Genomic DNA, 22,589 nt, shown 5'->3' on the forward strand with positions numbered 1-22,589 from the left:
CCGCGCATCAAAAAACAACGAGAACGACCGATGTTCGGGGCTGTGCGGAGAGTAGTCGCCTGGAGATGGACGGCTGTGATGTACCTGGCCGTGTTGTGGACCGTGTCGATGCTGCATGTGTTCACGGGATGGGCCGATAACGGCGACTTTGCGCGCACCTTCGGCTTTCTGATCGACAAGCCGTTCGGCTGGAATACCGACGTGCCGGACGCGGGCTCGGCGGACTGGCAGCAACGCTATTTTCATGTCTGGATGGACAGCTGGCAGGTCTGCTCGCATCCTCCCTGCGTCGAGCATCTTTACTCGTTCTCCACGCACAAGATCTGGATGGTCATCCAGCTTCTGAGTTCCATCGCGCTGACGGGGAGCGCGTCGGCGTATTCGGTGATCGCGGGCTCCATACCCGGACGTCTCGCCTATGCCGCGGCCTATACGTGGCTGTTCATGGCGCTGCGGCGTCATGCGGGCCATCGCGCCGCATGGGCCTATCTCATCCTGATTACGCCGGTCGCGCTGTCTTCGTCGTTCATTGCGTTCCTGAATTCGTTCTTCGAAGAGCAGACGATGATCGTCGGCCTGCCGATGCTCGGCGCCTGTCTTCTCATGTTCCGCGCGCGCGGACGGCGTCGCGATGCGCTGGCCGCGTTCGGGCTGGGATGCTTCATCGCGCTGTCGAAGACGGCTTATTTCGCGCTGCCGCTGGTGCTCGCGCCGTTCATCGCGAGCGCATTCGGACGGCGCGCGACGGCCTGCGCGGCCGTGCTGGCGACGGTCATCGCGCTGTTGCCTTCGGTGTTCGGTCCCAACACCGACATCAACAAATATCACGCGCTGTACTTCGGCATTCTCAGCGACCTGAAGACTCACGACGGCATCGAAGTGGCGACGATCGGCAACAAGCCGGTGCTTGCCGCGTGCGTCAGCAACATGGGTTACGACGAAGCCGGCATGCAATGCGTGCGCGATGCGCAGGCGACGTATCTGGATACGGTGCGCGTCGCGCTCGCGCATCCGGGCATTCTGCCGGTGATGGCCTGGCACGTGCTCGAAAAGGGCAGCCAGATCGAGTTGCCCGGCCTCGGGATGAGCCTGCGGGACGCGCCGAGTTTCGCGAAGGCGCCGCTGTTCCGGCTCTGGTCCCGGATGTATGCGCATCGGCTGAACACGCTGATTCTGGGTGCGGCGCTGGTCGTGACGTGGCTCGCGCAGGCACGGCGGATCAGCGCGGTAGCGGCGACGGGCTTGTTCTTCGCGGCTTGGGGCGCGCTGCAATACGTGCTCGTGCTCGCGGACGGCTTCATGGAAATCGAGAAGCATCTGATCGGCGCGAACTACTGTTTGTCTTTTGCGGGCGTGCTGTTCGCGGCTGCGCTGTGCGCGAGCACGGCGAGCGTCGCGGTGCGGGGAGCGAGGGGCTGGCGGTCGTCATCGGCGGGGATCGATGCGGGTAGTGGATGGGCAGCTACTTTGCCGGCAACGGCGGGGCGCGCGTTTGACGCGGCGGGCATGGCTGTAGATGAGCGCGGCGTAGCGGCAGCGCGAGTGGAGGAGAGTGTGAGCGCTTGAAGGGGGGCGAGTTGGATGTCGGGAATGCGGTCGCCTGACTCGTTGACCCAGTCGCAGAAGAATCGCATTTTCGCGTTCGCCTGCGCCAGCAATTCGGATAGGTCACGACGCAACAACTCAAGTGACGTTTTCAGCTACCACACGTAATGGAGTGCGATATGTTGCGTTATCCAGCCCGGTTCGAGCCAGACACGGGCGGCTTCGTGGTGACGTTCCGGGATATACCGGAGGCGATCACGCAAGGCAGTAGCCTGGAGGAGGCGCGGGGAATGGCGGCCGACGCGCTGCTGACGGCGATGGACTTCTACCTGGAAGACAAGCGCCCGGTGCCAGTGCCGTCGAAGGTGAAGAACGGCGAGGAATTGATCGCGCTAACGGCCAGTGTCTCGGCAAAAATCCTGTTGCTGAACGAGATGATTGCGCAGGGCGTCACGCCGTCGGAACTCGCGCGTCGGCTCAAGACGAGGCCACAGGACGTCAACCGGATCATGCTGCTGAATCATGCGACCAAGATCGACACAATTGCCGATGCGTTCTCAGTCCTTGGGAAGCAACTTGTGATCGCAGTTGTTTGATGTCTTCGAAAAGAAAAGGTACTTGAAGCGCCGAAGTTCGCTGATCGCGGATGCTGTCGCTTCGCATTGAGAGACTGGAGCCCTTGGCCATACTTGGGCGGTGCTGCAAAGACCTGGTACCGGGGACCGGACTTGAACCGGCAAGCCGTTAGGCGGCGGATTTTAAGTCCGCTATGTTTACCAATTTCATCACCCCGGCAGGGCGGACGCGATTCTACCATTGCGCCCGCATCGGCCAAAACCCGCGCGCATGGTTCGACACGGGTTTCACCGTCGCGCATAATCGGCGGCACCGTTCATGCGACAAACACCTCACCATCAGCCCAAAGCCAGAAAGACATCGACGTCAGGAGAGCACCATGCGCATCGGCCTGATCTCCGATACCCACAACCTCGTGCGCCCCGAAGCGCTCGATGCCTTGCGCGGCTGCGCGCACATTATCCACGCCGGCGACATCTGCCGGCGCGACGTGCTCGACAGCCTGGCGCCGCTCGCGCCGTTGACCGTCGTGCGCGGCAACAACGATACGGGCGCGGACGTCGCGCATCTGCCGGAGCATGTGCGCATCGAACTCGGCGGCGCGTCGATCCACGTCGTGCACGACATCGCGGACGTTCCGAAGCGGCTCGCGGGTATCGATGTCGTCGTCACCGGACATTCGCACAAGCCCTTGATCGAGCGGCGCGGCGCCACGCTGTTCGTGAACCCGGGCAGCGCGGGACCGCGCCGCTTCAAGCTGCCGATCACGCTCGCGCTGCTGGAAATCAATAGCGACGCCGGCGCGCCCGACGCGCGCATCGTCACGCTTACGCCATAGCGCCATGAAAAAGGCCGATGCGGGAGCATCGGCCTTGACGGAGACTCAAACTACGACAACCTCGATCAGGCGCGCGCCGTCCCTTCCGGGAACGCATCGTCCATTTCGCCCGCTTCGCGATGACCGCGCAGGATCGCATGCGCTTCCGAGTGCGAGGCGACCGCCGGCGGCGAGCCCTTCAACGGCTTCTTCGCCGATTCGTGCAGCGCGATCACCGACACGATGCCGATCACCGAAGCGCCCATCAGATAGTACGCGGGCATCATCAGCATGCCGGTCTTGTCGACGAGCCACGCGGTGACGAGCGGCGTCGTCCCGCCGAACAGCGACACCGACACATTGAAGCCGATCGCGAGCGCGCCATAGCGGATCTTCGTCGGGAACAGCGCCGGCAGCGACGACGGCATCACGCCCGTGAAGGTCGAGAGCAGCGCGCCGAGAATCATCATGCCGGTGAAGATCGACGGAATCGTGCCCATGCGGATCAGCGTGAGCGCCGGGATCGACAGCAGCAGCAAGCCGACACAGCCCGCCAGCATCACCGGCTTGCGGCCGACGACATCGGACAGACGGCCGAACAGCAGGGTCAGCGGCATCATCAGCACCATCACGACGAGCACGATGAACAGGCCATGCGTCTCGTTGAACTTGAGGGTCGCGGACAGATAGCTCGGCAGGTACGAGAGCGCCATGTAGTCGGTCACGTTGAAGATCAGCACGAGGCCCACGCATTGCAGCAGCGGCCGCCATTGCTGTACCAGCGTCTCCCGGAACTGCTGCTTGGTGGTTTCGTGCGAGACGGCTTCCGCCTTCTCGGCTTCACGCTGGAACGCCGGAGTCTCTTCCAGCTTCATCCGGATATACAGGCCGATCAAACCGAGCGGTCCCGCGATCATGAACGGAATGCGCCAGCCCCACGACAGCAGCGCGTGCTCCGACATCACCGCCGTCAGCACCGCCACGACGCCCGCGCCCAGCACATAACCCACCAGGGTGCCGAACTCGAGGAAACTCGCCATGAAGCCGCGTTTCTTGTCCGGCGAGAACTCGGCGATGAAGGTCGCCGCGCCGCCGTACTCGCCGCCCGTCGAGAAGCCCTGCACCAGGCGCGCGACCAGCAGCAGCACCGGCGCCATCACGCCGATGCTGTCATAGCTCGGAATCAGGCCGATGGCGAACGTGCCGAGGGCCATCATGATCATCGTCATCGCGAGCACACGCTTGCGGCCGATGCGGTCGCCGAGCGGGCCGAACACCATGCCGCCGATCGGCCGCACCAGGAACGCGGCCGCGAACGTGCCGAAGGTCGCGAGCAGCTGCGCGGCCGGACTGCTCGATGGGAAGAACACCTTGCCGAGCGTCACGGCGATATAGCTGTACACACCGAAGTCGAACCACTCCATCGCGTTACCGATGGCCATGGCCCCGACGGCGCGCTTCAGCAGGGACTGGTCGACGATCGTGATGTCGTCGAGAGTGAGGTCGGATTTCTGGCTCGATGAATCGCGTTTGCGCCAAAGGCCCTCGTGATGGGATGACATGTTTCGAAAACTCCGTATTCGATCCCGAGCACTCCGGAGAGTGGCTTCGGGTGCGCCATCGAAAAGCTTCGGTGGCGCGAATTGCCGGGAGAGTGCAGTTTCGCGACGGCGCCGCCATGCAGGGCAGCGGGAACCGATCGCCAATGGCTCCGCGCAGCGTCGAATGGAGCGGACGCTGACAAATCAGTAGCAAACGCGGTGCCGGTGCATCGCGGTGGGTCGCGAAATTGCACTCGGGGGTAACGCAACGAGTTTGACGTGCGGACGGTCAACCCCGGCGACGTGCCTGGGTTGCCGCGGGTGGGCCGCGACGTCGGCGAAAAAACAGCTTGAGACGAAAAAGGCCGGCGTGTTTTGCTGAACCAACGAGTCCATCTGGTTCATCTGGCAAAGCAGCTTAAAAACCGACGCGCCTCTTTGTATGAAAAACAGTCACTACCGCGCTGTGTCCGACATCATGAAGCTGGACTTGCACCGCGTGAATGATGGTGAATTGCTGTTGATAAGAAGGAGATGATATCACGATGACAGACGATCTGCAAACCGGCCCGGCGGGCGAAGGCCCCTGGCGGCCCGCAATCCCTTATCCCGTCTGGGATAGCGCGAAGTCGTCGTAGTGTGCTTGGATGTACCGTCCGGATCAATTTCGCGGGTTTCGTGGGCAATGAAAAACCGGCCCAAGGCCGGTTTTTCGCCGAACGGATGATGCTCCGGGTCAGCCTTGCGGCGGCACGTAGCCGGTCGCGGTATCGGCGCCTTCGCCGAAGAAGTACTTTTCTGTCTGCTTGATCAGATACTGGCGCGCGCGCGGATCGGCCATGTTCAGGCGATTCTCGTTGATGAGCATCGTCTGCTGCTTGAGCCAGCCCTGCCAGGCTTCCTTGGAAATCGTTTCGTAGATGCGCTTGCCGAGTTCGCCCGGCAGCGGCGGGAAGTCCAGTCCTTCGGCTTCCTTGCCGAGCTTCGCGCATTGAATCATTCGGGCCATTGTGTCTTTCTCCTCTGTATCGGGGGTAGAGGCGCCGTCCCGCGCCTCTCGAATCGGTTCTTCAAAGCTGTTTCATCAGCACGAGCGACTTGCGCTGCCAGTTGTAAAGGCGGCGGCGGTCCTCCGGCAGATCGTCGACGGTAACCTTGACGAAGCCACGCTTCAGGAACCAGTGCTCGGTGCGCGTCGTCAGGACAAAGATGCGCGTGAGGCCGCGCGCGCGGGCGCGCTGCTCGATGCGTTTCAGGAGCCGCTCGCCGTCGCCGGAACCTTGCGCTTCGGGCGCGACCGTCAGGCAGGCCATCTCGCCGATGCGCTCCTGCGTGTAGGGATACAGCGCCGCGCAGCCGAACAGCACGCCATCGTGCTCGATGACCGAGAAATGGTCGATGTCGCGTTCTATCTGATGGCGGCCGCGGCGCACCAGCGTGCCGTCGGACTCGAGCGGTTCGATCAGCGTGAGAATGCCGCCGACGTCGTCCGGCGTGGCCTCGCGCAGGCTCTCGAGATTCTCGTACGAGATCATCGTGCCGACGCCGTCGTGCAGGAACAATTCGAGCAGCACGCTGCCATCGAGCGCGTACGGAATGATGTGGCCGCGCGCCACGCCGCCGCGGCAGGCGCGGATCGTGTGCTTCAGATAGAACGCGGTATCGCCCTGCAATTCGCCGCTTTCCTGCAGGCGATAGGCGTCGTCGAGCGACATTTCGCGCACCAGTTCGCCTTCCGCGTCGGCGAGGCCGGGAATCTCCGTGACGAAGATGATCTTGTCGGCGCGCAACGCGATGGCGGCGGCCGAGGCGACGTCTTCCATCGACAGATTGAAGGCTTCGCCGGTAGGCGAGAAGCCGAGCGGGGAGAGCAGCACGAGCTTGTTGCTGGCGAGCGACTGGCGTACGGAATCGCCGTCGATCTTGCGTACGACGCCGGTGTGCTGGAAATCGACGCCGTCGAGAATGCCGACCGGCCGCGCCGTCACGAAGTTGCCCGAGACGACGCTGATGTGCGCGTGCGCCATCGGCGTGTTGGGCAGGCCCTGGCTGATCGCGGCCTCGATGTCGAGGCGCACTTCGCCGGCGGCTTCCTTGGCGGATTCGAGCGCGCGGGCGTCGGTGATGCGCAGGCCGTGCGAGAACGACGATTCGACGCCGTGCAGGCTCAGCTGTTCGTCGAGCTGCGGGCGCGAGCCGTGTACCAGCACGACGTGGATGCCCATCGCGTGAAGCAGGCCGACGTCCTGCACGAGCGCATTCAGGCGTCCTTCCTGCACCAGTTCCCCGCCGAACGCCACGACGAACGTCTTGTTCCGGAACGCGTGGATATACGGCGCGACGGAGCGCATCCAGTCGACGAACTGGGCATGGGGATCGGGCGCTTCCGGCTCGGCCGCGGCCAGTGGCGATGCGGCTTGAGCAGTCATCGTGAGGTCGGTTTGAGAATTCATCCCGGGATTATAATGCGACGCTATGTCGAATGTTTCTCGTCCCTCGCGTCCCGCGCGCCCTTCAAGTCCCAAGCAGGCAGACACGTCCCGGTCCGCCGACTCCTCCACCGATCCCCTGGCGCAGTTGCGGCAACTGCGGGAAAGTCTGCGGCGTGACGCGCAGGAAGCGTCGGATCCCTCCGGCGATGCCGCGACGCTGAGCAAGAAGGAACTGGCCGCGCGGCGTTTTGCCGGCACGGCGGGCGCGCAGCAGCCAGAGAGACCGGAGGGACCGGAGCGGGGGAACGCGCCGCGTGAGGCGGCGGTTACGGGGGCGCAGAAGCAGGCCGCGGTTGTTCGGCCGCAGTCCACGCAGGATTCGCGGAACCCGCAAGGGGTGCAGGCGCCGCGTCAGCCGATGCAGGCCAAAGTCGCGCCGACGTCGCGGCCTTCCAGTTTGGGAGACGCTTCGCAGCGGCAGCCTGCGCAGGGTGAACGCGTGGGCGAGCCGCAAGCGGCGCGGCCGGATGGCCGCGAGCGTACGCCGCAGACTGAACGGCGGGAGACGGGTCGGTCAGTCGAGACGAAGCCCGCTGCGCCGCGCGTCGAACGCCGGGGCGCAGCGTCTTCAATGGAAGCCGGCGAGGTCGGTGGCGGCCGCCGCGCCGGTCACGTGCGCGAACGTGAGGGCGCGGAATCGCGTGAGGCGCGTCAGGTTCGCCGACAGCGTGAAGGCGCCGAACCACGCGAGCCGGGTCAAACCCGCGAACCGCTCGAGGCCGTCGACGTACGTGAGCAGCGTCAAGCCCGCGAACGCCGCGAAACCGCCGGACAACGTGAGCCGCGTCAAACTCGCGAAGCCGTGGAATCGCGCGAGCCGCTTCAAGCCCGCGAACACCGCAAGCCCGCCGAACCCCGCGACCCGAATCAAACTCGCGAACCACGCGGACCTGCTCAACCGCGTGAGCCACGCCCGGCGCGCGAAGCCGCTCAATCCCGCGAGCCCCGCGCCCCCCGCCCGCCGCGACAGGCCATCACCCCCAACCCCGTTCCGCCCATCACCTTCCCGGAAGCTTTGCCCGTTTCCGGCCGGCGCGAGGAAATCGCCCGCGCGATCGCCGGCCATCAGGTCGTGATCGTCAGCGGCGAAACCGGCTCCGGCAAGACCACGCAGTTGCCCAAGATCTGCCTCGCGCTCGGGCGCGGGCTGGGCGCGGGCGGCAGCGGCCTGATCGGTCATACGCAGCCGCGGCGGATCGCGGCATCGGCGACCGGACGGCGCATCGCCGAGGAACTGGGCACGCCGTTCGGCGAAGTGGTCGGCTACAAGGTGCGCTTCACGGACAATCTCGCGCCCGGCGCCTCCGTCAAGCTGATGACCGACGGCATTCTGCTCGCCGAGACGCAAACCGATCCGCTGCTCACGGCCTACGACACGATCATCATCGACGAGGCCCACGAGCGCAGCCTCAACATCGACTTCCTGCTCGGCTATCTGAAAGAGATCCTGCCGAGGCGCCCGGACCTGAAGCTGATCGTCACGTCCGCGACCATCGACGCCCAACGCTTCGCGCGCCACTTCGGCAGCGACGAGCATCCGGCGCCGGTGATCGAGGTGAGCGGCCGTCTGTATCCGGTGGAAGTGCGCTATCGGCCGATCGAGGAAGACAGCGTCGCGGTGAAATCCGCGCAGGGCACCTTGCCCAAGCGCGGCGAGCGCAACGACCGCAAGAGCGACCGCGACCTGATGGAAGCCATCGTCGATGCCGTCGATGAACTCTGCCGCGTGGGCCCCGGCGATGTGCTCGTGTTCCTCCCCGGCGAGCGCGAAATCCGCGACGCCGCCGAGGCCTTGCGAAAGCATCATCCGCCGCACACCGAAATCCTGCCGCTGTTCGCGCGGCTCTCCGCGCAGGAGCAGGAACGGGTGTTCCGGCCGTCGAACGCGCGGCGTATCGTGCTCGCCACCAACGTCGCCGAAACCTCGCTGACGGTGCCGGGCATCCGCTATGTGGTCGATATCGGCATGGCGCGCGTGAAGCGCTATTCGTATCGCAACAAGGTGGAGCAGTTGCAGATCGAGCCGGTGTCGCAGGCGGCGGCGAACCAGCGCGCCGGGCGGTGCGGCCGCGTCGCGGACGGCGTGTGCATCCGTCTCTACGACGAAGCGGACTACCAGTTGCGCCCGCGCTTCACCGATCCCGAAATCCTGCGCTCGTCGCTCGCGGCAGTCATCCTGCGGATGAAATCGCTGCATCTCACGGCGATCGAAACCTTCCCGTTCATCGAGCCGCCGCCGGGACGCGCGATCGCCGACGGCTATCAGCTGCTGAACGAACTCGGCGCCGTCGATGACGACAACGCGCTCGCGCCGCTCGGCCGCGAGCTCGCGCGTTTGCCGCTCGATCCGCGCGTCGGCCGGATGATCCTCGCCGCGCGCGATCATCACGCGCTGAAGGAGGTGCTGATCATCGCGTCGGCGCTCTCGGTGCAGGACCCGCGTGACCGGCCCATCGAGGCGCAGGAGCAGGCGGATCAGGCGCACCGCCAGTTCGTCGACGAGCGCTCCGAATTCCTGCAATGGACGCGCATCTGGAAGTGGTTCGAGGAAGCGGTCGCGCACAAGAAGTCGAACCGCCAGCTCACCGATGCCTGTCGTGCCGCGTTCCTGTCGCACCTGCGCCTGCGCGAATGGCGCGATGTGCATTCGCAACTGCTCACGGTCGTGCGCGAACACGGCTGGCGTCTGAACGAATCGGACGCCACCTTCGAACAAGTGCATCTGTCGCTGCTGACCGGGTTGCTCGGCAACGTAGGCCTGAAGGCCGACGACGAACCGCATTATCTCGGCGCGCGCGGCATCAAGTTCCATCTGTGGCCGGGCTCGGCGCTGTTGAAGAAAGCGGGGCGCTGGGTGATGGCGGGCGAACTCGTCGAGACCAGCCGGCTGTATGCGCGCACCATCGCGAAGATCGAGCCGGAATGGCTCGAAACCGTCGGCGGGCATCTGCTGAAGAAGTCGCTCTCGGACGCGCATTGGGAGAAAAAGGCCGCGCAGGTCGTCGCGTTCGAGCGCGCGGTGCTCTATGGCCTGACGGTCTATGCGCGGCGACGTGTGAGCTTCGGCCAGCAGGATCAGAAATACGCGCGCGAGCTGTTCATTCGCGGCGCGCTGGTCGAGGGCGAGTTCGACACGCGCCTGCCGTTCTTCGCGCACAACCGCAAGCTGGTGGCGGATATCGAGCAGCTCGAACACAAGTCGCGCCGCCAGGACGTGCTGGTCGACGACGAACTGATCTACGCCTTCTACGATGCGTCGCTGCCGGAAGGCATGTGGACCGGCGCGGCCTTCGAGCGCTGGTATCGCGACGAGCAGAAGAAGCCGGGCAACGAGAAGCTGCTGTTCCTGTCGCGCGACGACCTGATGCGCCACGAGGCCGCCGGCGTCACGACGGACCTGTTCCCGAAGCGCATGACGATGTCGGGCATCGAGATGGCGCTGACCTATCACTTCGAGCCGGGCTCGCCGCGCGACGGCGTCACGCTCGCGGTGCCGCTCTACGGCCTGAATCAGGTCGATGCGCGGCGCGTCGAGTGGCTCGTGCCGGGGATGATCAAGGAGAAGGCGCAGCTGCTGCTCAAGTCGCTGCCGCAGAAGCTGCGCCGGCACGTCGTGCCGCTGCCGGACTACGCAGCGGGTTTCGCGCAGCGGCACGCCGGACCCGCGTTCGGCGCGGGCGCGCTGGTCGAGGCGTTGATCGCGGATATCCGCGGAGAGACGCAGGTTGCCGTCAAGAGCGCGGACTTCAAGCTCGAGACGCTGCCGGCGCATCTGTTCATGAACTTCAAGGTCATCGACGAGCACGGCCGTCAGCTCGCGATGGGCCGCAATCTTGCGCAACTGCGCGCGGAACTCGGCGGCCAGGCGCAGCAGCAGTTCCAGAAACTGACGTCGGCGGCCGCCAGCGTGGCGCTCGACGCGCTCTCCGGCGAATCCGGCGCGCCCGTGACGCCGCCGGCCGGCACCGGCACGGGCGCCGGCACCGCGCTGTACGAGAACCTGACCACCTGGAACTTCGGCAAGCTGCCCGAACTGCTCGAAATCCGTCGGCGCGGCCAGACGCTGTTCGGCTATCCGGCGCTGGTGGATCGCGGCACGCATTGCGATGTCGAAGTGTTCGATTCGCCCGAGGAAGCGGCGCGGATTCATCGCGCCGGACTGCGGCGGCTGTTTGCGTTGCAGCTGCGCGAACCGATCCGCTATCTGGAGAAGAACCTGCCGGGCCTGCGCGAGATGTCGCTGCACTTCATGGCGCTCGGCACGGCGGACGAGTTGCGCGACCAGATTGTCGGGACGGCGCTGGATCGCGCGTGCTTGCAAGACCCGCTGCCCGACGACGACGCCAGCTTCCACGCCCGCCGCGACGCCGCGAAAGGGCGTCTCACGCTGCTGGCGCAGGAGATTGCGCGTCTGGTCGGCACGATCCTCACCGAATACGCCGCGCTCGCGAAAAAGCTCGCGCAGGCGAAACCGTTCGCGCAGGCTTACACCGACATCCAGGCGCAGCTGGCCGCGCTGATCGGCAAGCGTTTCGTGATCGACACGCCTTATGCGCAGCTTGCCCACTTTCCGCGCTATCTGAAGGCGATCGGCCTGCGCATCGACAAGCTCAAGGCCGAGCCCGCCCGCGACGCGCGCCAATTCGCCGACTTGCAGCCGCTCGCGCAGCACTATCAGCGGGCGGTGTCGCAGCGCGGCGGCGTGGCGGATGCGCGGCTCGCGGAATATCGCTGGCTGCTGGAGGAGTTGCGCGTGTCGCTGTTCGCGCAGGAGTTGCGCACGCCGATGCCCGTGTCCGTCAAGCGACTGCACAAAGTGTGGGAGTCGATGCAGCGCTGAATTCGAAGTGGTGTGCTCGACCCTGCCCGGATCGTTGCGCCGGGCGGCGCCCGTTATCTCGCAAAATGCCGCGTTCGGTCAACGTGCCGGCCGGGGCAAACGTTCTACAATGACGCCTGCCTTCCGAAGCCAATCTTTCATGCGCAATCTTTTCCGTTCTGGCCGCCCGTCCGGCCGCTTCCGCGCGGCCGCCGCGCGTGCAGTGCTCGCAACCGGCGCAGCGCTCGTCGCCACCGCCGCCTTCGCCAACAATGTCATCGTCCTGAATTCCGCCGAAGCCACGCTCAGTCTCATCGACGAGAACACGCGCCAGGTCGTCGGCACCGTGCCGACCGGCAAGGAACCGCACCATCTGATGGTGACGCCCGACAACGCGTCGCTGATCGTCGCGAACTCGGTGTCGAACAACCTGATGTTCGTCGACCCGAAAACCGGCGCGTTCCAGCGCTGGGTGCAGGACATCGAGGATCCGTACCAGATCGGCTTTTCGCCGGACAAGAAGTGGTTCGTGTCCACAGGCCTGCGCCTCGACCGCCTCGACATCTATCATTTCGACGGCAAGAACCTCTCGGTGGCGAAGCGCCTGCCGCTTGCGACCATGCCGAGCCACATCGCCTTCACGAAGGACAGCGCGACCGCGTTCATCTCGCTGCAGGTGTCCGGCGAGATCGCGGCCATCGACCTGCCCACGCAGACGGTCAAATGGAAGATGAAGGTCGGCAAGGTGCCGGCCGGCGTCTGGCTCACGCCGGGCGACAAATACCTGCTGGTCGGCATGACGGGCGCGGATTATGTTGCCGTGGTGGACTGGCGCAACCAGAAGATCGTCAAGACCATCACGACGGGCAAGGGCGCGCACAACTTCCGTTCGATGGTGGACGGCAAGCACGTGCTGGTGTCGAACCGCGTGGCGAACACCATCAGCATCATCGACGAGGACTCGCTCACGAATGTCGGCGACATCACCGGCCTGCTGCCCGGCCCGGACGACATGGAACTTTCCGCCGACAAAAAGTATCTCTGGGTGACGTTCCGCTTTGCGAAGCATGTCGGCGTGATCGACATGGCGAGCCGTAAGCTGATCGAAACCATCAAGGTCGGACGTTCGCCGCACGGCATCTACTTCTACAATCGCGCGCCCGTCACGGCGCCGAACGGGGCGTAGGCGTCGGAGTGAAAGGGCGCTTTGCCGCGCCCTGTACTACGATTGAGGAATGGCCCGCCGCACCGGGCCGCCGCCAGCACCACGGAGCATCATGTTTCATTCCATCGTTTCGCTGCTAGACACCTTCGTTTCGTCGCTGCAGACGCTGCTGTATGTCGACGTGGTCCAGCCGGTGCTGTTCAAGATCGGCATGATGGACTACGACGAGGACACCTACGATGCGCTGTACTGGGTGATCGTCGGCGTGCTGGAAGTGCTCGCGATGTACGCGGTCCTGCGCCCGCTCGAGGCCTTCCGTCCGGCAGAGAACTGGCAAGACCGCAAGGGCGTGCGCGTGGATGTGCTGTACACGTGGATCGTCAAGCTGGGCATCCTCAACCTGTTTTTCTTCTTCACCTTCCAGCCGATCTTCGACTCGCTGCAAAGCTGGCTGCGGCTGAACGGCATACCGAATCTCGAGATCGACAATCTGTGGCCCGGCGTCACCACGCAGCCGCTCGTCACCTTCGTCATCTACCTGCTGATCCTCGACTTCGCCGGCTACTGGTATCACCGGCTGGAGCATCGCATCGGCATCTGGTGGGAACTGCACGCCGTGCATCACAGCCAGCAGAAGATGTCGCTGTGGAGCGACGACCGCAATCATCTGCTCGACGACATCCTGCAAGCGAGCGTCTTCGCGCTCGTCGCGCTGGTGATCGGCGTGGAGCCCTCGCAGTTCGTCGTGCTCGTCGCCATCACCAATTTCATGCAGAGCGTGCAGCACGCCAACATCCGCCTGCATTTCGGCTGGTTGGGCGAGCGTATCGTCGTCAGCCCGGCGTTTCACCGGCGTCATCATGCGATCGGCTACGGCCACGAAGGCACTACTTACGGCTGCAACTTCGGCGTCCTGTTCTCGTTCTGGGACATCCTGTTCCGCTCGGCGTCGTTCGACCGCACCGTCGAGCCGACCGGCATCCGCGACCAGCTCGGCGCGCCGGGCGTGATGCCCGTGCATTACGGCGACGGCTTCTTCGAACAGCACTGGCTCGCGTTCAAGCGCATCGGCGCGCGTCTTTCGAACCGCCGCGGCCGCGCGTCCGATTCCGCCACCATCTGACCTTTCCGCCTCTCCCATACCAGCGCCCGCACGCGGCGCTGGTTTATCCTGTTGTTTCTACTTTTCCCTGACGATCACGCATGAATGACTTGCTGCGTTCGTTCGTGCGCGCGGTGGCGAACGTCTTCCATCCGCGCATGCTGTGGCTCACACTGATGCCTTTCGGCGTCGCGACGGTGGTGTGGGGCGGTCTGCTGTGGTTCTTCTGGCAGACGCTCACCGGCGCCGCCAACGGCTGGCTAGAAGGCTGGGCGCTCACCTCCGCGATGTACCGGCTGTTCGACGCAGTCGGCTTCTCGTCGCTGCATGCGGTCATCGCGCCGTTCCTGGTCGTCATCATGACGATCCCGCTGATCGTCGTGACGGTGCTGCTGCTGATCGCGACGCTCTCCATGCCGGGCGTCGTCAAGCTGCTCACGCGCCGGCCGCGCGGACATTATTCGTCGCTGGAAGAGCGGCGCGGCGGTTCGTGGTACGGCAGTCTCGGGCATTCGGTGGTGACCACCCTGGTCTGTCTCGTGCTGCTCGCCGTCACGCTGCCGCTGTGGCTGATTCCGCCGTTCTTCGCGCTGATTCCGCCGCTGCTGTGGGGCTGGCTGACGTATCGCGTGATGACTTACGACGCGCTTGCGCTGCATGCGAGCATCGAGGAACGCCGCGCGATCGTGCGGGACGGGCGCTGGCCGCTGCTGGCGATCGGCATTGTGAGCGGCCTGTTCAGTTCCGTCCCGACGATGCTCTGGGCCTGGTCCGTCTGGCTGCTGCCGCTGTTCCCGGTGGTCGCGGCGGTGACGATCTGGGCGTATGCATTCATCCTGGTGTTCTCGGCGCTGTGGTTCGCGCACTACTGCCTGCACGCGCTGGAGCGCCTGCGCGCCGGGGAGCCGCAGTATCCGGCGATCACGGTCGAGTCCCGTGAAGTTTCCGTGAAGGAACAATGAAGCGATAAGGGGGTTCCCATGGGCATTGGCGTCATCATCATCGGCGATGAAATCCTGTCGGGCCGACGTACCGACAAGCATCTGCCGAAAATCATCGAATTGCTGGGCGCACGCGGGCTGTCGCTGGACTGGGCGGAGTATGTCGGCGACGATCCGGCGCGCATCACGGCGACGCTCAAGCGCACTTTTGCGTCCGGCGACATCGTGTTCTCGACGGGCGGCATCGGCGCGACGCCCGACGATCACACCCGCCAGTGCGCGGCCGAAGCGCTCGGGCGTCCGCTCGAACTGCAGCCGGAGGCGGCGGAACTGATCCGCGCGCGCATCCGCGATACCGCGGAACAGGCGGGCAAGCCGGTGGAGCTCGATTCGCCCGAGAACCTGCATCGCCTGAACATGGGCACGTTTCCGCAGGGCGCGGCCATCATCCCGAACAGCTACAACAAGATCCCGGGCTTTTCGGTCGGTGATCATCATTTCGTGCCGGGCTTTCCGGTGATGGCCTGGCCGATGATCGAGTGGGTGCTCGACAACCGTTACGCCCACCTGCATCACGCGGTGCCGCATGTCGAGCGTTCGCTGCTGGTGTTTGGCCTGCCGGAGTCGCGCATCACGCCGCTGATGGTGGCGATCGAACGCGACTTCGAAGGCGTGCGCGCGTTCAGCCTGCCGAGCGTCGGCGATGCGGCGCGCGGTGCGCTGTACGCGCGGTCGCATATCGATCTGGGCGTGAAGGGCGATCCGCAGCAGGCGAATGCGGCGTTCGACGTCCTGCGCGAGGGCGTGCGGGCGCTGGGCGGCGAGATCGTGGAAGTGCCGCCGGAGCAGGCGAAGTGACGGTGCTGGAAGTCATCGCGACGACGGTGGCTGACGCGCGCGCCGCCGAGCGCGGCGGCGCGGACCGGATCGAACTGGTCACGGCGATGGGCGAGGGCGGCCTGACGCCGGGCATCGGGCTGGTGGAGGCGGTCGTGGAGGCGGTGGCGATTCCGGTGAACGTGATGGTGCGGCCGCATAGCCGCTCGTTCGTCTACGATGCCGACGATTACAGCGTGATGCTGCGCGAGGCGCGTGCGATCGCGAAGACGGGTGCGCATGCGCTCGTGGTCGGGATGCTGCGGGCGGACGGTTGTATCGATACGGAAGGATTGGCGCGCGTGGCGGAGGCGGCGGGAAAGCTGCCGCTGACGTTCCATCGCGCGTTCGATGAAGCACGCGACCTGTTCGCGACTTTCGAAAGGCTCTCGGCCTTCGGTACGGTCACGAACGTGCTGACGTCGGGCGGCAAGGCATCGGTGCTCGATGCCGCAGCGACAATCGCAAGACTGGTCGGCATGGCGGCCGGATCGCACTGTACGGTGCTGGCGGGCGCTGGACTCGGTGTGGAGACTGTCGCGCCCTTCGTGGCATCGACGGGCGTGCGCGCCGTGCATCTGGGTTCGGGCGTGCGCGTCGGCGGACAGGCATTGGCGCCGGTCGATGAAGCCAGGGTCAGGCGCGTGCGGGCGTTACTGGACGGGCTGGCTTCCTGAGCGCGGTGCGAAGCGGTTCGATCCGCGTCATACCGTAAATAAATGACAGCTCAAGCCCCAATCCACGGCAATCCCCGGAAGCACCACCCGCCCATCGTCTTGCGGTGCCCGTTCGCGTCCTTGTCGCCCTCGAAGCCTTCCAGCAGGTCATAGGCCTTCGCAAACCCCTGTTTCTGCGCGGCGACAGCCGCAAGCTTGGAGCGCGCCGCGCTGCGGCACAGGAAAATCACTGTCGTATCCGGGGTGGCGACCTGTCGCAATTGTTCGATAAACTCAGCGTTCGGCACCGAGCCGGGATAGCGGATCCATTCGATATGCGCGTACTGCGCGCCGTCGATGGCCGGGCGGCCCACCCAGTCGAGCTCGGCGCGGGTGCGGACGTCGACGAGCCGCACGGCCGAATCGAGTTGCAGCAGTTCGAACGCCTCGGCGGGCGAGAAGGCGCCCGCGTAGGTCAGTTGGTTGTCGGCGGCGCGGCGTCCCGCTTGGTCAAAAAGTTGTTCCAGCGTGCTCATGGCGTGTTTGTCTCCGGTCGAACGCAAACAATGATTCTAGCGAACGTAACAGCGCTGCCGGCGTCGTTGCGGAAAATGGTTCAGATTGGTGCATCTCCGCGTCTATGCACCATAAAGGATCATATTTCAGACCGGTCATGCGGTTGCGCACCATCTGTGTGCGTGAAGTATGCAGAGCGGCTGCGAGGTCATCGTGAACCCCTCGGTCGTGTCACTAAAAATGCGCGCCGCTTCAGGCGCTTAGCGCAAAGTTGGTGCGCTTGGCACGGAAGCTGCTTTTTCATCCTCGATTGAATTGATGTACAGGATTGGTCGGGGCGGCGGAGCGATTCGCCGACTTTTGTTAATCAGGAGATAGGTAATGAGTAAATCCGTGGCCGACGTCATGCAACTCGTCAAGGACGAGGACGTCAAGTTCGTCGACTTCCGTTTCACCGACACGCGCGGCAAAGAACAGCACGTTTCCGTGCCGGTCTCGGCATTCGACGAAGACAAGTTTGAAAGCGGCCACGCTTTCGACGGTTCGTCCATCGCCGGCTGGAAGGGCATCGAGGCATCGGACATGCTGCTCGTGCCGGACGCGAACACCGCCTTCATCGACCCGTTCTTCGAAGAAGCGACGCTCGTGCTGAGCTGCGACGTCGTCGAGCCCGCCGACGGCAAGGGCTACGAACGCGACCCGCGTTCGCTCGCGAAGCGCGCGGAAGCCTATCTCAAGAGCTCGGGCCTGGGCGACACCGCCTACTTCGGTCCGGAGCCGGAATTCTTCATTTTCGACAGCGTCCAGTGGAACACGGACCAGTCGGGCACCTTCGTCAAGATCGGCTCGGAAGAAGCGCCGTGGTCGTCAGCCAAGGAATTCGAAGGCGGCAACACGGGCCACCGTCCGGGCACCAAGGGCGGCTACTTCCCGGTCGCGCCGGTAGACACGTTCCAGGACATCCGCTCGGAAATGTGTCTGCTGCTCGAGCAGATCGGCATTCCGGTCGAAGTGCACCACCACGAAGTGGCGGGCCAGGGCCAGAACGAAATCGGCACCAAGTTCTCGACGCTGGTTCAGCGCGCGGACTGGCTGCAGCAGATGAAGTACATCATCCACAACGTCGCGCACACGTACGGCAAGACGGCCACGTTCATGCCGAAGCCGGTCGTCGGCGACAACGGTTCGGGCATGCACGTTCACCAGTCCATCTGGAAGGACGGCCAGAACCTGTTCGCGGGCAACGGCTACGCCGGTCTGTCGGAATTCGCGCTGTTCTACATCGGCGGCATCATCAAGCACGCCCGCGCGCTGAACGCGATCACGAACCCGGGTACGAACTCGTACAAGCGTCTCGTGCCGCACTTCGAAGCGCCGGTCAAGCTGGCTTACTCGGCTCGCAACCGTTCGGCATCGATCCGTATTCCGCACGTGAGCAACCCGAAGGGCCGCCGTATCGAAACGCGCTTCCCGGATCCGCTCGCGAATCCGTACCTGTGCTTCTCGGCATTGATGATGGCCGGTCTCGACGGCGTGCAGAACAAGATTCATCCGGGCGAAGCCGCGGACAAGAATCTGTACGACCTGCCGCCGGAAGAGGACAGGAAGATCCCGACCGTGTGCGCGGGCCTCGACCAGGCACTCGATGCGCTCGACGCGGATCGCGAGTTCCTGACGCGCGGCGGCGTGTTCACGGATTCGATGCTCGACGCCTACATCGAACTGAAGACGAACGAGCTGCAGCGTTATCGTCAGGCGGTGCATCCGATCGAGTTCGAGATGTACTACTCGCTGTAAGCATGACGGCAGCGCGCTTCTCTCCTGATAGTCCGGCGAAGCGCGCGGCACATGCGATGCGATGAAAAAAGGGACGGCGCGCCGTCCCTTTTTTCATCGCCGCGGTTTTCCGAAATCCAACTACAAGATCGGTCTCACGAACGGCTTCAATCATTGCCCGATGGTGCTCAAGAATCTGATCAAGGCGCGCCGTGGCCACGCCGACGCGCTCTCCGACGACGCCCAACTATCCAGCAGCGGTTTGCTGGCCGGTTTCGAGGCGCTCCCGACGACCGTGCTCGTGCTGGACATGCGGCATGTGCGCATCGCGTACGCGAATCCTTCGGCGGAAGCGATGCTGGAGATGTCGCGCAAGCAGCTGACGCAGATGAACTGGACCGAGCTGTTCGCGAACGCCGATGAACTCGCGGGCACGATCGCGTCGATCGCCGAGAACCGGTTCAACGCGACGCGTCTCGACGCCGTGCTCGATCGTCCGAACCGCGAGCCGGTGCATGTCCATGCGATCGTCGGTTATCTCGAAGCGGCCAGCGACTACGTGCTGCTCGAACTCTTCGAGAACGAGCGCCACCTGCGCACGGACCGCGAAGAACGCATCCACGACCTGACCGCGGTCAACAAGCAGCTGATCCGCAACCTGGCGCACGAGATCAAGAATCCGCTCGGCGGCATCCGGGGCGCGGCGCAGTTGCTCGAGTTCGAACTGGGCGCGCTCGAACGCGACGAACTGCGTGAATACACGCAGGTCATCATCAAGGAATCGGACCGGCTGCAGACGCTGGTCGATCGCCTGCTGGAGCCGCACCGGCATCCGCATATCGTCGGCGACGTGAACATTCACGAAGTATGCGAACGTGTGCGCGCGGTCATCCTCGCCGAGTTCCCGCGCGGGCTCACGATCGAACGCGACTACGACGTCAGCGTGCCCGACCTGCGCGGCGACAAGGAACAACTGATCCAGGCGTTGCTCAACATCGTGCGCAATGCGGCGGAGGCGTTACGCGAACGCATTTCCCAAGGCGATGCAAAGATCGAATTGCGTACACGCATCGCACGCAAGGTGACGGTCGGCAAGAAGCTGCACAAACTGGCACTGGACTTGCATATCACTGACAACGGTCCCGGAATCCCCAGTGAGATTCGTGACCGGATCTTCTTTCCGCTTGTGTCGGGCAGGGAAGACGGCAGCGGCCTGGGTCTCACGCTCGCGCAAACGTTCGTGCAGCAGCACGATGGATTGATCGAAGTGGAAAGCAAACCGGGCTGCACCGAGTTCATCATCCTGTTGCCATTCGGGAGCTGAAGCCGGCTTGACCATCGACATCACGCGCCATCACGTCACAGGCCGCCATCCACTTAGGCCGCGTCCGCATCACGCTTTGAAGCCGCACCGTTTCGACGGGCTCACACCGAACCATACGAAGACTTCTCGCCGAACGATATGAAGCCGATCTGGATAGTAGACGACGACCAATCCATCCGCTGGGTGCTGGAAAAAGCGCTGGCCCGCGAGAATTTCTCGACGCGCAGTTTTTCAGGCGTGCGCGACGCGCTCGCCGCGCTCGAACACGAAAGTCCACAGGTGCTCGTGTCGGACATCCGCATGCCGGGCGGCTCGGGGCTCGAATTGTTGCAGACGGTGCGCGATCGTCTGCCGGGGTTGCCGGTCATCATCATGACGGCCTTCTCGGATCTCGACAGCGCCGTGGCCGCATTCCAGGGCGGCGCCTTCGAATATCTCGCCAAACCGTTCGACGTGGACAAGGCGGTCGAACTGATTCGCCGCGCGGTGGACGAAAGCATGCGTGGCGAAGCGGCCTATGACGAGCGGGTGACGGAAACGCCCGAGATGCTCGGCCAGGCGCCCGCGATGCAGGACATGTTCCGCGCGATCGGGCGGCTTTCGCACTCGGCGGCGACCGTGCTCATCACGGGCGAATCAGGCACCGGAAAGGAGCTTGTCGCGCGCGCCTTGCACCGACATAGCCCACGCGCGAGCGGGCCGTTCATCGCGCTGAACACGGCGGCGATTCCGAAGGATCTGCTGGAATCCGAACTGTTCGGCCATGAGCGCGGTGCGTTCACGGGCGCGCAGGCGATGCGCCAGGGCCGTTTCGAACAGGCCGAGAACGGCACGCTGTTTCTCGACGAAATCGGCGACATGCCGTTCGACCTGCAGACGCGTCTGTTGCGCGTGCTGTCGGACGGGCAGTTCTATCGCGTGGGCGGGCACAACCCGTTGAAGGCCAACGTGCGCGTGATCGCGGCGACGCACCAGAATCTCGATGCGCGCGTGCGGCAAGGCTTGTTCCGCGAGGACTTGTATCACCGGCTGAACGTGATCCGGCTGCGCCTGCCGGCCTTGCGCGAACGCAGCGAAGACATTCCCTTGCTCGCGCGGCATTTCCTGCAGAAGAGCGCGCGCGACCTTGGCGTGGAGCCGAAGCGCGTGTCCGACGAGGCGTTGGCGTATCTTGCGTCGCTGCCGTTTCCCGGCAATGTGCGGCAGCTCGAAAACCTGTGCAACTGGCTGACGGTGATGGCGCCGGCGCAGGTGATCGAGCAGAAGGATCTGCCGCCCGATCTCACGCCGCGCCAGGACTACGCGGCCGAGTCCATCGCGGTTTCGACCGATGGCGCCGTGGCCGCGGCGCCGCTCGCGCAGAACGGCGCGGGCGCGCCGGCTGTTGCGGCGCCGCTGGCGGCGGGAGTGGCGGCGAGTGTGTGGGAGAACGGCTTGCGTACCGAGGTCGCACGGCTGTTGCGCGAGAACTCCGCCGACGTGATGGACGAACTCGCGCGCCGTTTCGAGGCCGCCGTGATTCGCGAGGCGCTCGACTTCACGCGTGGCCGCAAGGTGGAAGCGGCCGAGCGCCTGGGCATCGGGCGCAATACGATCACGCGCAAGATCCAGGAACTGCACCTGGACGCGTGACGCCGATGCCCGCGAGACGGGATCAGCCGAGCGTCGCGATCACGGGCGCGTGGTCCGACGGCTGGTCCCACTTGCGCGGCACCTTGTCGACTTCGCATGCGGTGCAGGTCGCGGCCAGTTCCTTCGACAACAAAATATGATCGATGCGCAGCCCCGCGTTGCGGCGGAACGCCATCATCCTGTAGTCCCACCACGTGAAGAGCTTGTCGGCCTGTTCGAACTGGCGGAAGGCATCGGTGAGACCGAGTTCGAGCAGTTGCGTGAAGTGCGCGCGCTCTTCCGGCGACACCAGATTCTGGCCTTCCCAGGCTTTCGGGTCGTGCACGTCGCGGTCATCGGGGGCGATGTTGTAGTCGCCGAGCAGGGCGAGCTTCGGGTGCCGGGCCAGGTCTTCACGCAGCCATTCGCGCAGCGCGTCGAGCCAGCGCATCTTGTAGGCGAACTTCTCGGTGCCGGGCGCCTGGCCGTTCGGGAAATAGGCCGAGATGATGCGCACACCATCGATGGTCGCGGCGATCACGCGCTGCTGCAAATCTTCGAAGCCGGGGATGTTGCGCACGACGCTGATCTCGTCCACTTCGAAGTTCGCGTCGGCGCGCACCAGGATGCCGACGCCGTTATAGGTCTTCTGTCCCGCGAACCAGCTTTTGTAGCCGGCGGCCTCGAGGTCCGCGCGCGGAAACTTCTCGTCGGGCATTTTCAGTTCCTGCAGGCACAGCACGTCGACGCCCGACAGCGCGAGCCAGTCGATGACGTGTTGCTGGCGGACTTTGAGGGAGTTGACGTTCCAGGTAGCTATCTTCACGAGATG

18 protein-coding genes and 1 tRNA gene are annotated in these 22,589 nt (G+C 64.6%); 12 read left to right on the forward strand and 7 right to left on the reverse strand.

Annotation, left to right across the window (positions count from 1 at the left end):
* Positions 1-78 precede the first annotated feature (78 nt).
* Positions 79-1,566, forward strand: coding sequence for a hypothetical protein (locus QCE69_RS04480; RefSeq protein WP_309929616.1), 1,488 nt, complete (start codon positions 79-81; stop codon positions 1,564-1,566).
* A gap of 158 nt (positions 1,567-1,724) precedes the next feature.
* A complete protein-coding gene (locus QCE69_RS04485) occupies positions 1,725-2,141 on the forward strand; it encodes a type II toxin-antitoxin system HicB family antitoxin (RefSeq protein ID WP_309929618.1) in 417 nt (138 codons plus the stop codon).
* 114 nt (positions 2,142-2,255) lie between these two features.
* Here QCE69_RS04485 and QCE69_RS04490 read toward each other — a convergent pair.
* Positions 2,256-2,340 (reverse strand) — tRNA-Leu (locus tag QCE69_RS04490).
* 160 nt (positions 2,341-2,500) lie between these two features.
* Here QCE69_RS04490 and QCE69_RS04495 point away from each other — a divergent pair.
* Entirely contained in the window at positions 2,501-2,959 is a 459-nt protein-coding gene (locus QCE69_RS04495) for a metallophosphoesterase family protein (protein WP_309914964.1), read from the forward strand.
* A 65-nt stretch (positions 2,960-3,024) separates the two neighbouring features.
* Here the strand turns inward: QCE69_RS04495 and proP are convergent, their stop codons facing one another.
* From proP to QCE69_RS39485, 4 genes are all read right to left on the reverse strand, one after another.
* Positions 3,025-4,500 carry a glycine betaine/L-proline transporter ProP gene (proP, locus tag QCE69_RS04500; protein WP_309914967.1) on the reverse strand — a complete coding sequence of 492 codons (1,476 nt, stop codon included), beginning with the start codon at positions 4,498-4,500 and terminating at the stop codon, positions 3,025-3,027.
* Positions 4,501-5,215: 715 nt separating this feature from the next.
* Complete coding sequence (locus tag QCE69_RS04505) at positions 5,216-5,488, reverse strand: oxidative damage protection protein (RefSeq protein WP_309914970.1); 273 nt, start codon at positions 5,486-5,488, stop codon at positions 5,216-5,218.
* Positions 5,489-5,549: 61 nt separating this feature from the next.
* A complete protein-coding gene (gene argA, locus QCE69_RS04510; RefSeq protein WP_309914973.1) occupies positions 5,550-6,932 on the reverse strand; it encodes an amino-acid N-acetyltransferase in 1,383 nt (460 codons plus the stop codon).
* A gap of 607 nt (positions 6,933-7,539) precedes the next feature.
* A complete protein-coding gene (locus QCE69_RS39485; RefSeq protein WP_409021165.1) occupies positions 7,540-7,797 on the reverse strand; it encodes a hypothetical protein in 258 nt (85 codons plus the stop codon).
* Between QCE69_RS39485 and hrpA the strand changes: the two genes are divergently transcribed.
* The 6 genes from hrpA to QCE69_RS04540 all read left to right on the forward strand — a co-directional run bounded on the left by hrpA (position 7,774) and on the right by QCE69_RS04540 (position 16,551).
* Positions 7,774-11,811 (forward strand): ATP-dependent RNA helicase HrpA, encoded by a 4,038-nt coding sequence (gene hrpA / locus QCE69_RS04515; RefSeq protein ID WP_409021166.1) that lies wholly within the window; start codon positions 7,774-7,776, stop codon positions 11,809-11,811. The two genes, QCE69_RS39485 and hrpA, sit on opposite strands and share 24 nt — an antisense overlap.
* 139 nt (positions 11,812-11,950) lie before the next feature.
* A complete protein-coding gene (locus tag QCE69_RS04520; RefSeq protein WP_309914982.1) occupies positions 11,951-12,976 on the forward strand; it encodes a beta-propeller fold lactonase family protein in 1,026 nt (341 codons plus the stop codon).
* A gap of 91 nt (positions 12,977-13,067) precedes the next feature.
* The gene (locus QCE69_RS04525; RefSeq protein ID WP_309929620.1) at positions 13,068-14,078 is read left to right on the forward strand and encodes a sterol desaturase family protein; all 1,011 of its coding nucleotides are present in this window, start codon (positions 13,068-13,070) and stop codon (positions 14,076-14,078) included.
* 80 nt (positions 14,079-14,158) lie between these two features.
* Positions 14,159-15,019: an EI24 domain-containing protein gene (locus tag QCE69_RS04530; protein WP_309914988.1), complete on the forward strand. Its 861-nt coding sequence runs from the start codon at positions 14,159-14,161 to the stop codon at positions 15,017-15,019.
* Positions 15,020-15,037: 18 nt separating this feature from the next.
* On the forward strand, positions 15,038-15,856 hold the full coding sequence (locus QCE69_RS04535) for a molybdopterin-binding protein (RefSeq protein ID WP_309914991.1): 819 nt from the start codon (positions 15,038-15,040) through the stop codon (positions 15,854-15,856).
* Positions 15,853-16,551 (forward strand): copper homeostasis protein CutC, encoded by a 699-nt coding sequence (locus tag QCE69_RS04540; protein ID WP_309929621.1) that lies wholly within the window; start codon positions 15,853-15,855, stop codon positions 16,549-16,551. Before QCE69_RS04535 ends, QCE69_RS04540 begins: the two co-directional genes overlap by 4 nt.
* 50 nt (positions 16,552-16,601) lie before the next feature.
* On the opposite strand, the gene QCE69_RS04545 is transcribed toward QCE69_RS04540, so the two are convergent.
* On the reverse strand, positions 16,602-17,066 hold the full coding sequence (locus QCE69_RS04545) for a rhodanese-like domain-containing protein (protein WP_309929623.1): 465 nt from the start codon (positions 17,064-17,066) through the stop codon (positions 16,602-16,604).
* A 361-nt stretch (positions 17,067-17,427) separates the two neighbouring features.
* On the opposite strand from QCE69_RS04545, the gene glnA reads away from it, so the two are divergent.
* From glnA to ntrC, 3 genes are all read left to right on the forward strand, one after another.
* Positions 17,428-18,843, forward strand: coding sequence for a type I glutamate--ammonia ligase (gene glnA, locus QCE69_RS04550; RefSeq protein ID WP_309929625.1), 1,416 nt, complete (start codon positions 17,428-17,430; stop codon positions 18,841-18,843).
* Between the two features lie 160 nt (positions 18,844-19,003).
* Entirely contained in the window at positions 19,004-20,146 is a 1,143-nt protein-coding gene (glnL, locus tag QCE69_RS04555; RefSeq protein WP_309915006.1) for a nitrogen regulation protein NR(II), read from the forward strand.
* A gap of 138 nt (positions 20,147-20,284) precedes the next feature.
* Complete coding sequence (gene ntrC, locus QCE69_RS04560; protein WP_309915008.1) at positions 20,285-21,778, forward strand: nitrogen regulation protein NR(I); 1,494 nt, start codon at positions 20,285-20,287, stop codon at positions 21,776-21,778.
* Between the two features lie 22 nt (positions 21,779-21,800).
* On the opposite strand, the gene xth is transcribed toward ntrC, so the two are convergent.
* The gene (gene xth / locus QCE69_RS04565) at positions 21,801-22,583 is read right to left on the reverse strand and encodes an exodeoxyribonuclease III (protein WP_309929627.1); all 783 of its coding nucleotides are present in this window, start codon (positions 22,581-22,583) and stop codon (positions 21,801-21,803) included.
* Between the last annotated feature and the right edge of the window lie 6 nt (positions 22,584-22,589).

The organism is Caballeronia sp. LZ032 (assembly GCF_031451315.1).
GTDB lineage: Bacteria > Pseudomonadota > Gammaproteobacteria > Burkholderiales > Burkholderiaceae > Caballeronia.

Excerpts from the sequence above, each read along its gene's own strand:
- QCE69_RS04535 (WP_309914991.1), top strand. The coding sequence starts at position 15,038 with ATGGGCATTGGCGTCATCATCATCGGCGATGAAATCCTGTCGGGCCGA.
- QCE69_RS04530 (WP_309914988.1), top strand. The coding sequence starts at position 14,159 with ATGAATGACTTGCTGCGTTCGTTCGTGCGCGCGGTGGCGAACGTCTTC.
- ntrC (WP_309915008.1), top strand. The coding sequence starts at position 20,285 with ATGAAGCCGATCTGGATAGTAGACGACGACCAATCCATCCGCTGGGTG.
- QCE69_RS04520 (WP_309914982.1), top strand. The coding sequence starts at position 11,951 with ATGCGCAATCTTTTCCGTTCTGGCCGCCCGTCCGGCCGCTTCCGCGCG.
- QCE69_RS04485 (WP_309929618.1), top strand. The coding sequence starts at position 1,725 with ATGTTGCGTTATCCAGCCCGGTTCGAGCCAGACACGGGCGGCTTCGTG.
- proP (WP_309914967.1), bottom strand. The coding sequence starts at position 4,500 with ATGTCATCCCATCACGAGGGCCTTTGGCGCAAACGCGATTCATCGAGC.
- QCE69_RS04480 (WP_309929616.1), top strand. The coding sequence starts at position 79 with ATGTACCTGGCCGTGTTGTGGACCGTGTCGATGCTGCATGTGTTCACG.
- glnA (WP_309929625.1), top strand. The coding sequence starts at position 17,428 with ATGAGTAAATCCGTGGCCGACGTCATGCAACTCGTCAAGGACGAGGAC.
- glnL (WP_309915006.1), top strand. The coding sequence starts at position 19,004 with ATGGTGCTCAAGAATCTGATCAAGGCGCGCCGTGGCCACGCCGACGCG.
- QCE69_RS04495 (WP_309914964.1), top strand. The coding sequence starts at position 2,501 with ATGCGCATCGGCCTGATCTCCGATACCCACAACCTCGTGCGCCCCGAA.
- QCE69_RS04505 (WP_309914970.1), bottom strand. The coding sequence starts at position 5,488 with ATGGCCCGAATGATTCAATGCGCGAAGCTCGGCAAGGAAGCCGAAGGA.
- argA (WP_309914973.1), bottom strand. The coding sequence starts at position 6,932 with ATGAATTCTCAAACCGACCTCACGATGACTGCTCAAGCCGCATCGCCA.
- QCE69_RS04525 (WP_309929620.1), top strand. The coding sequence starts at position 13,068 with ATGTTTCATTCCATCGTTTCGCTGCTAGACACCTTCGTTTCGTCGCTG.
- QCE69_RS04545 (WP_309929623.1), bottom strand. The coding sequence starts at position 17,066 with ATGAGCACGCTGGAACAACTTTTTGACCAAGCGGGACGCCGCGCCGCC.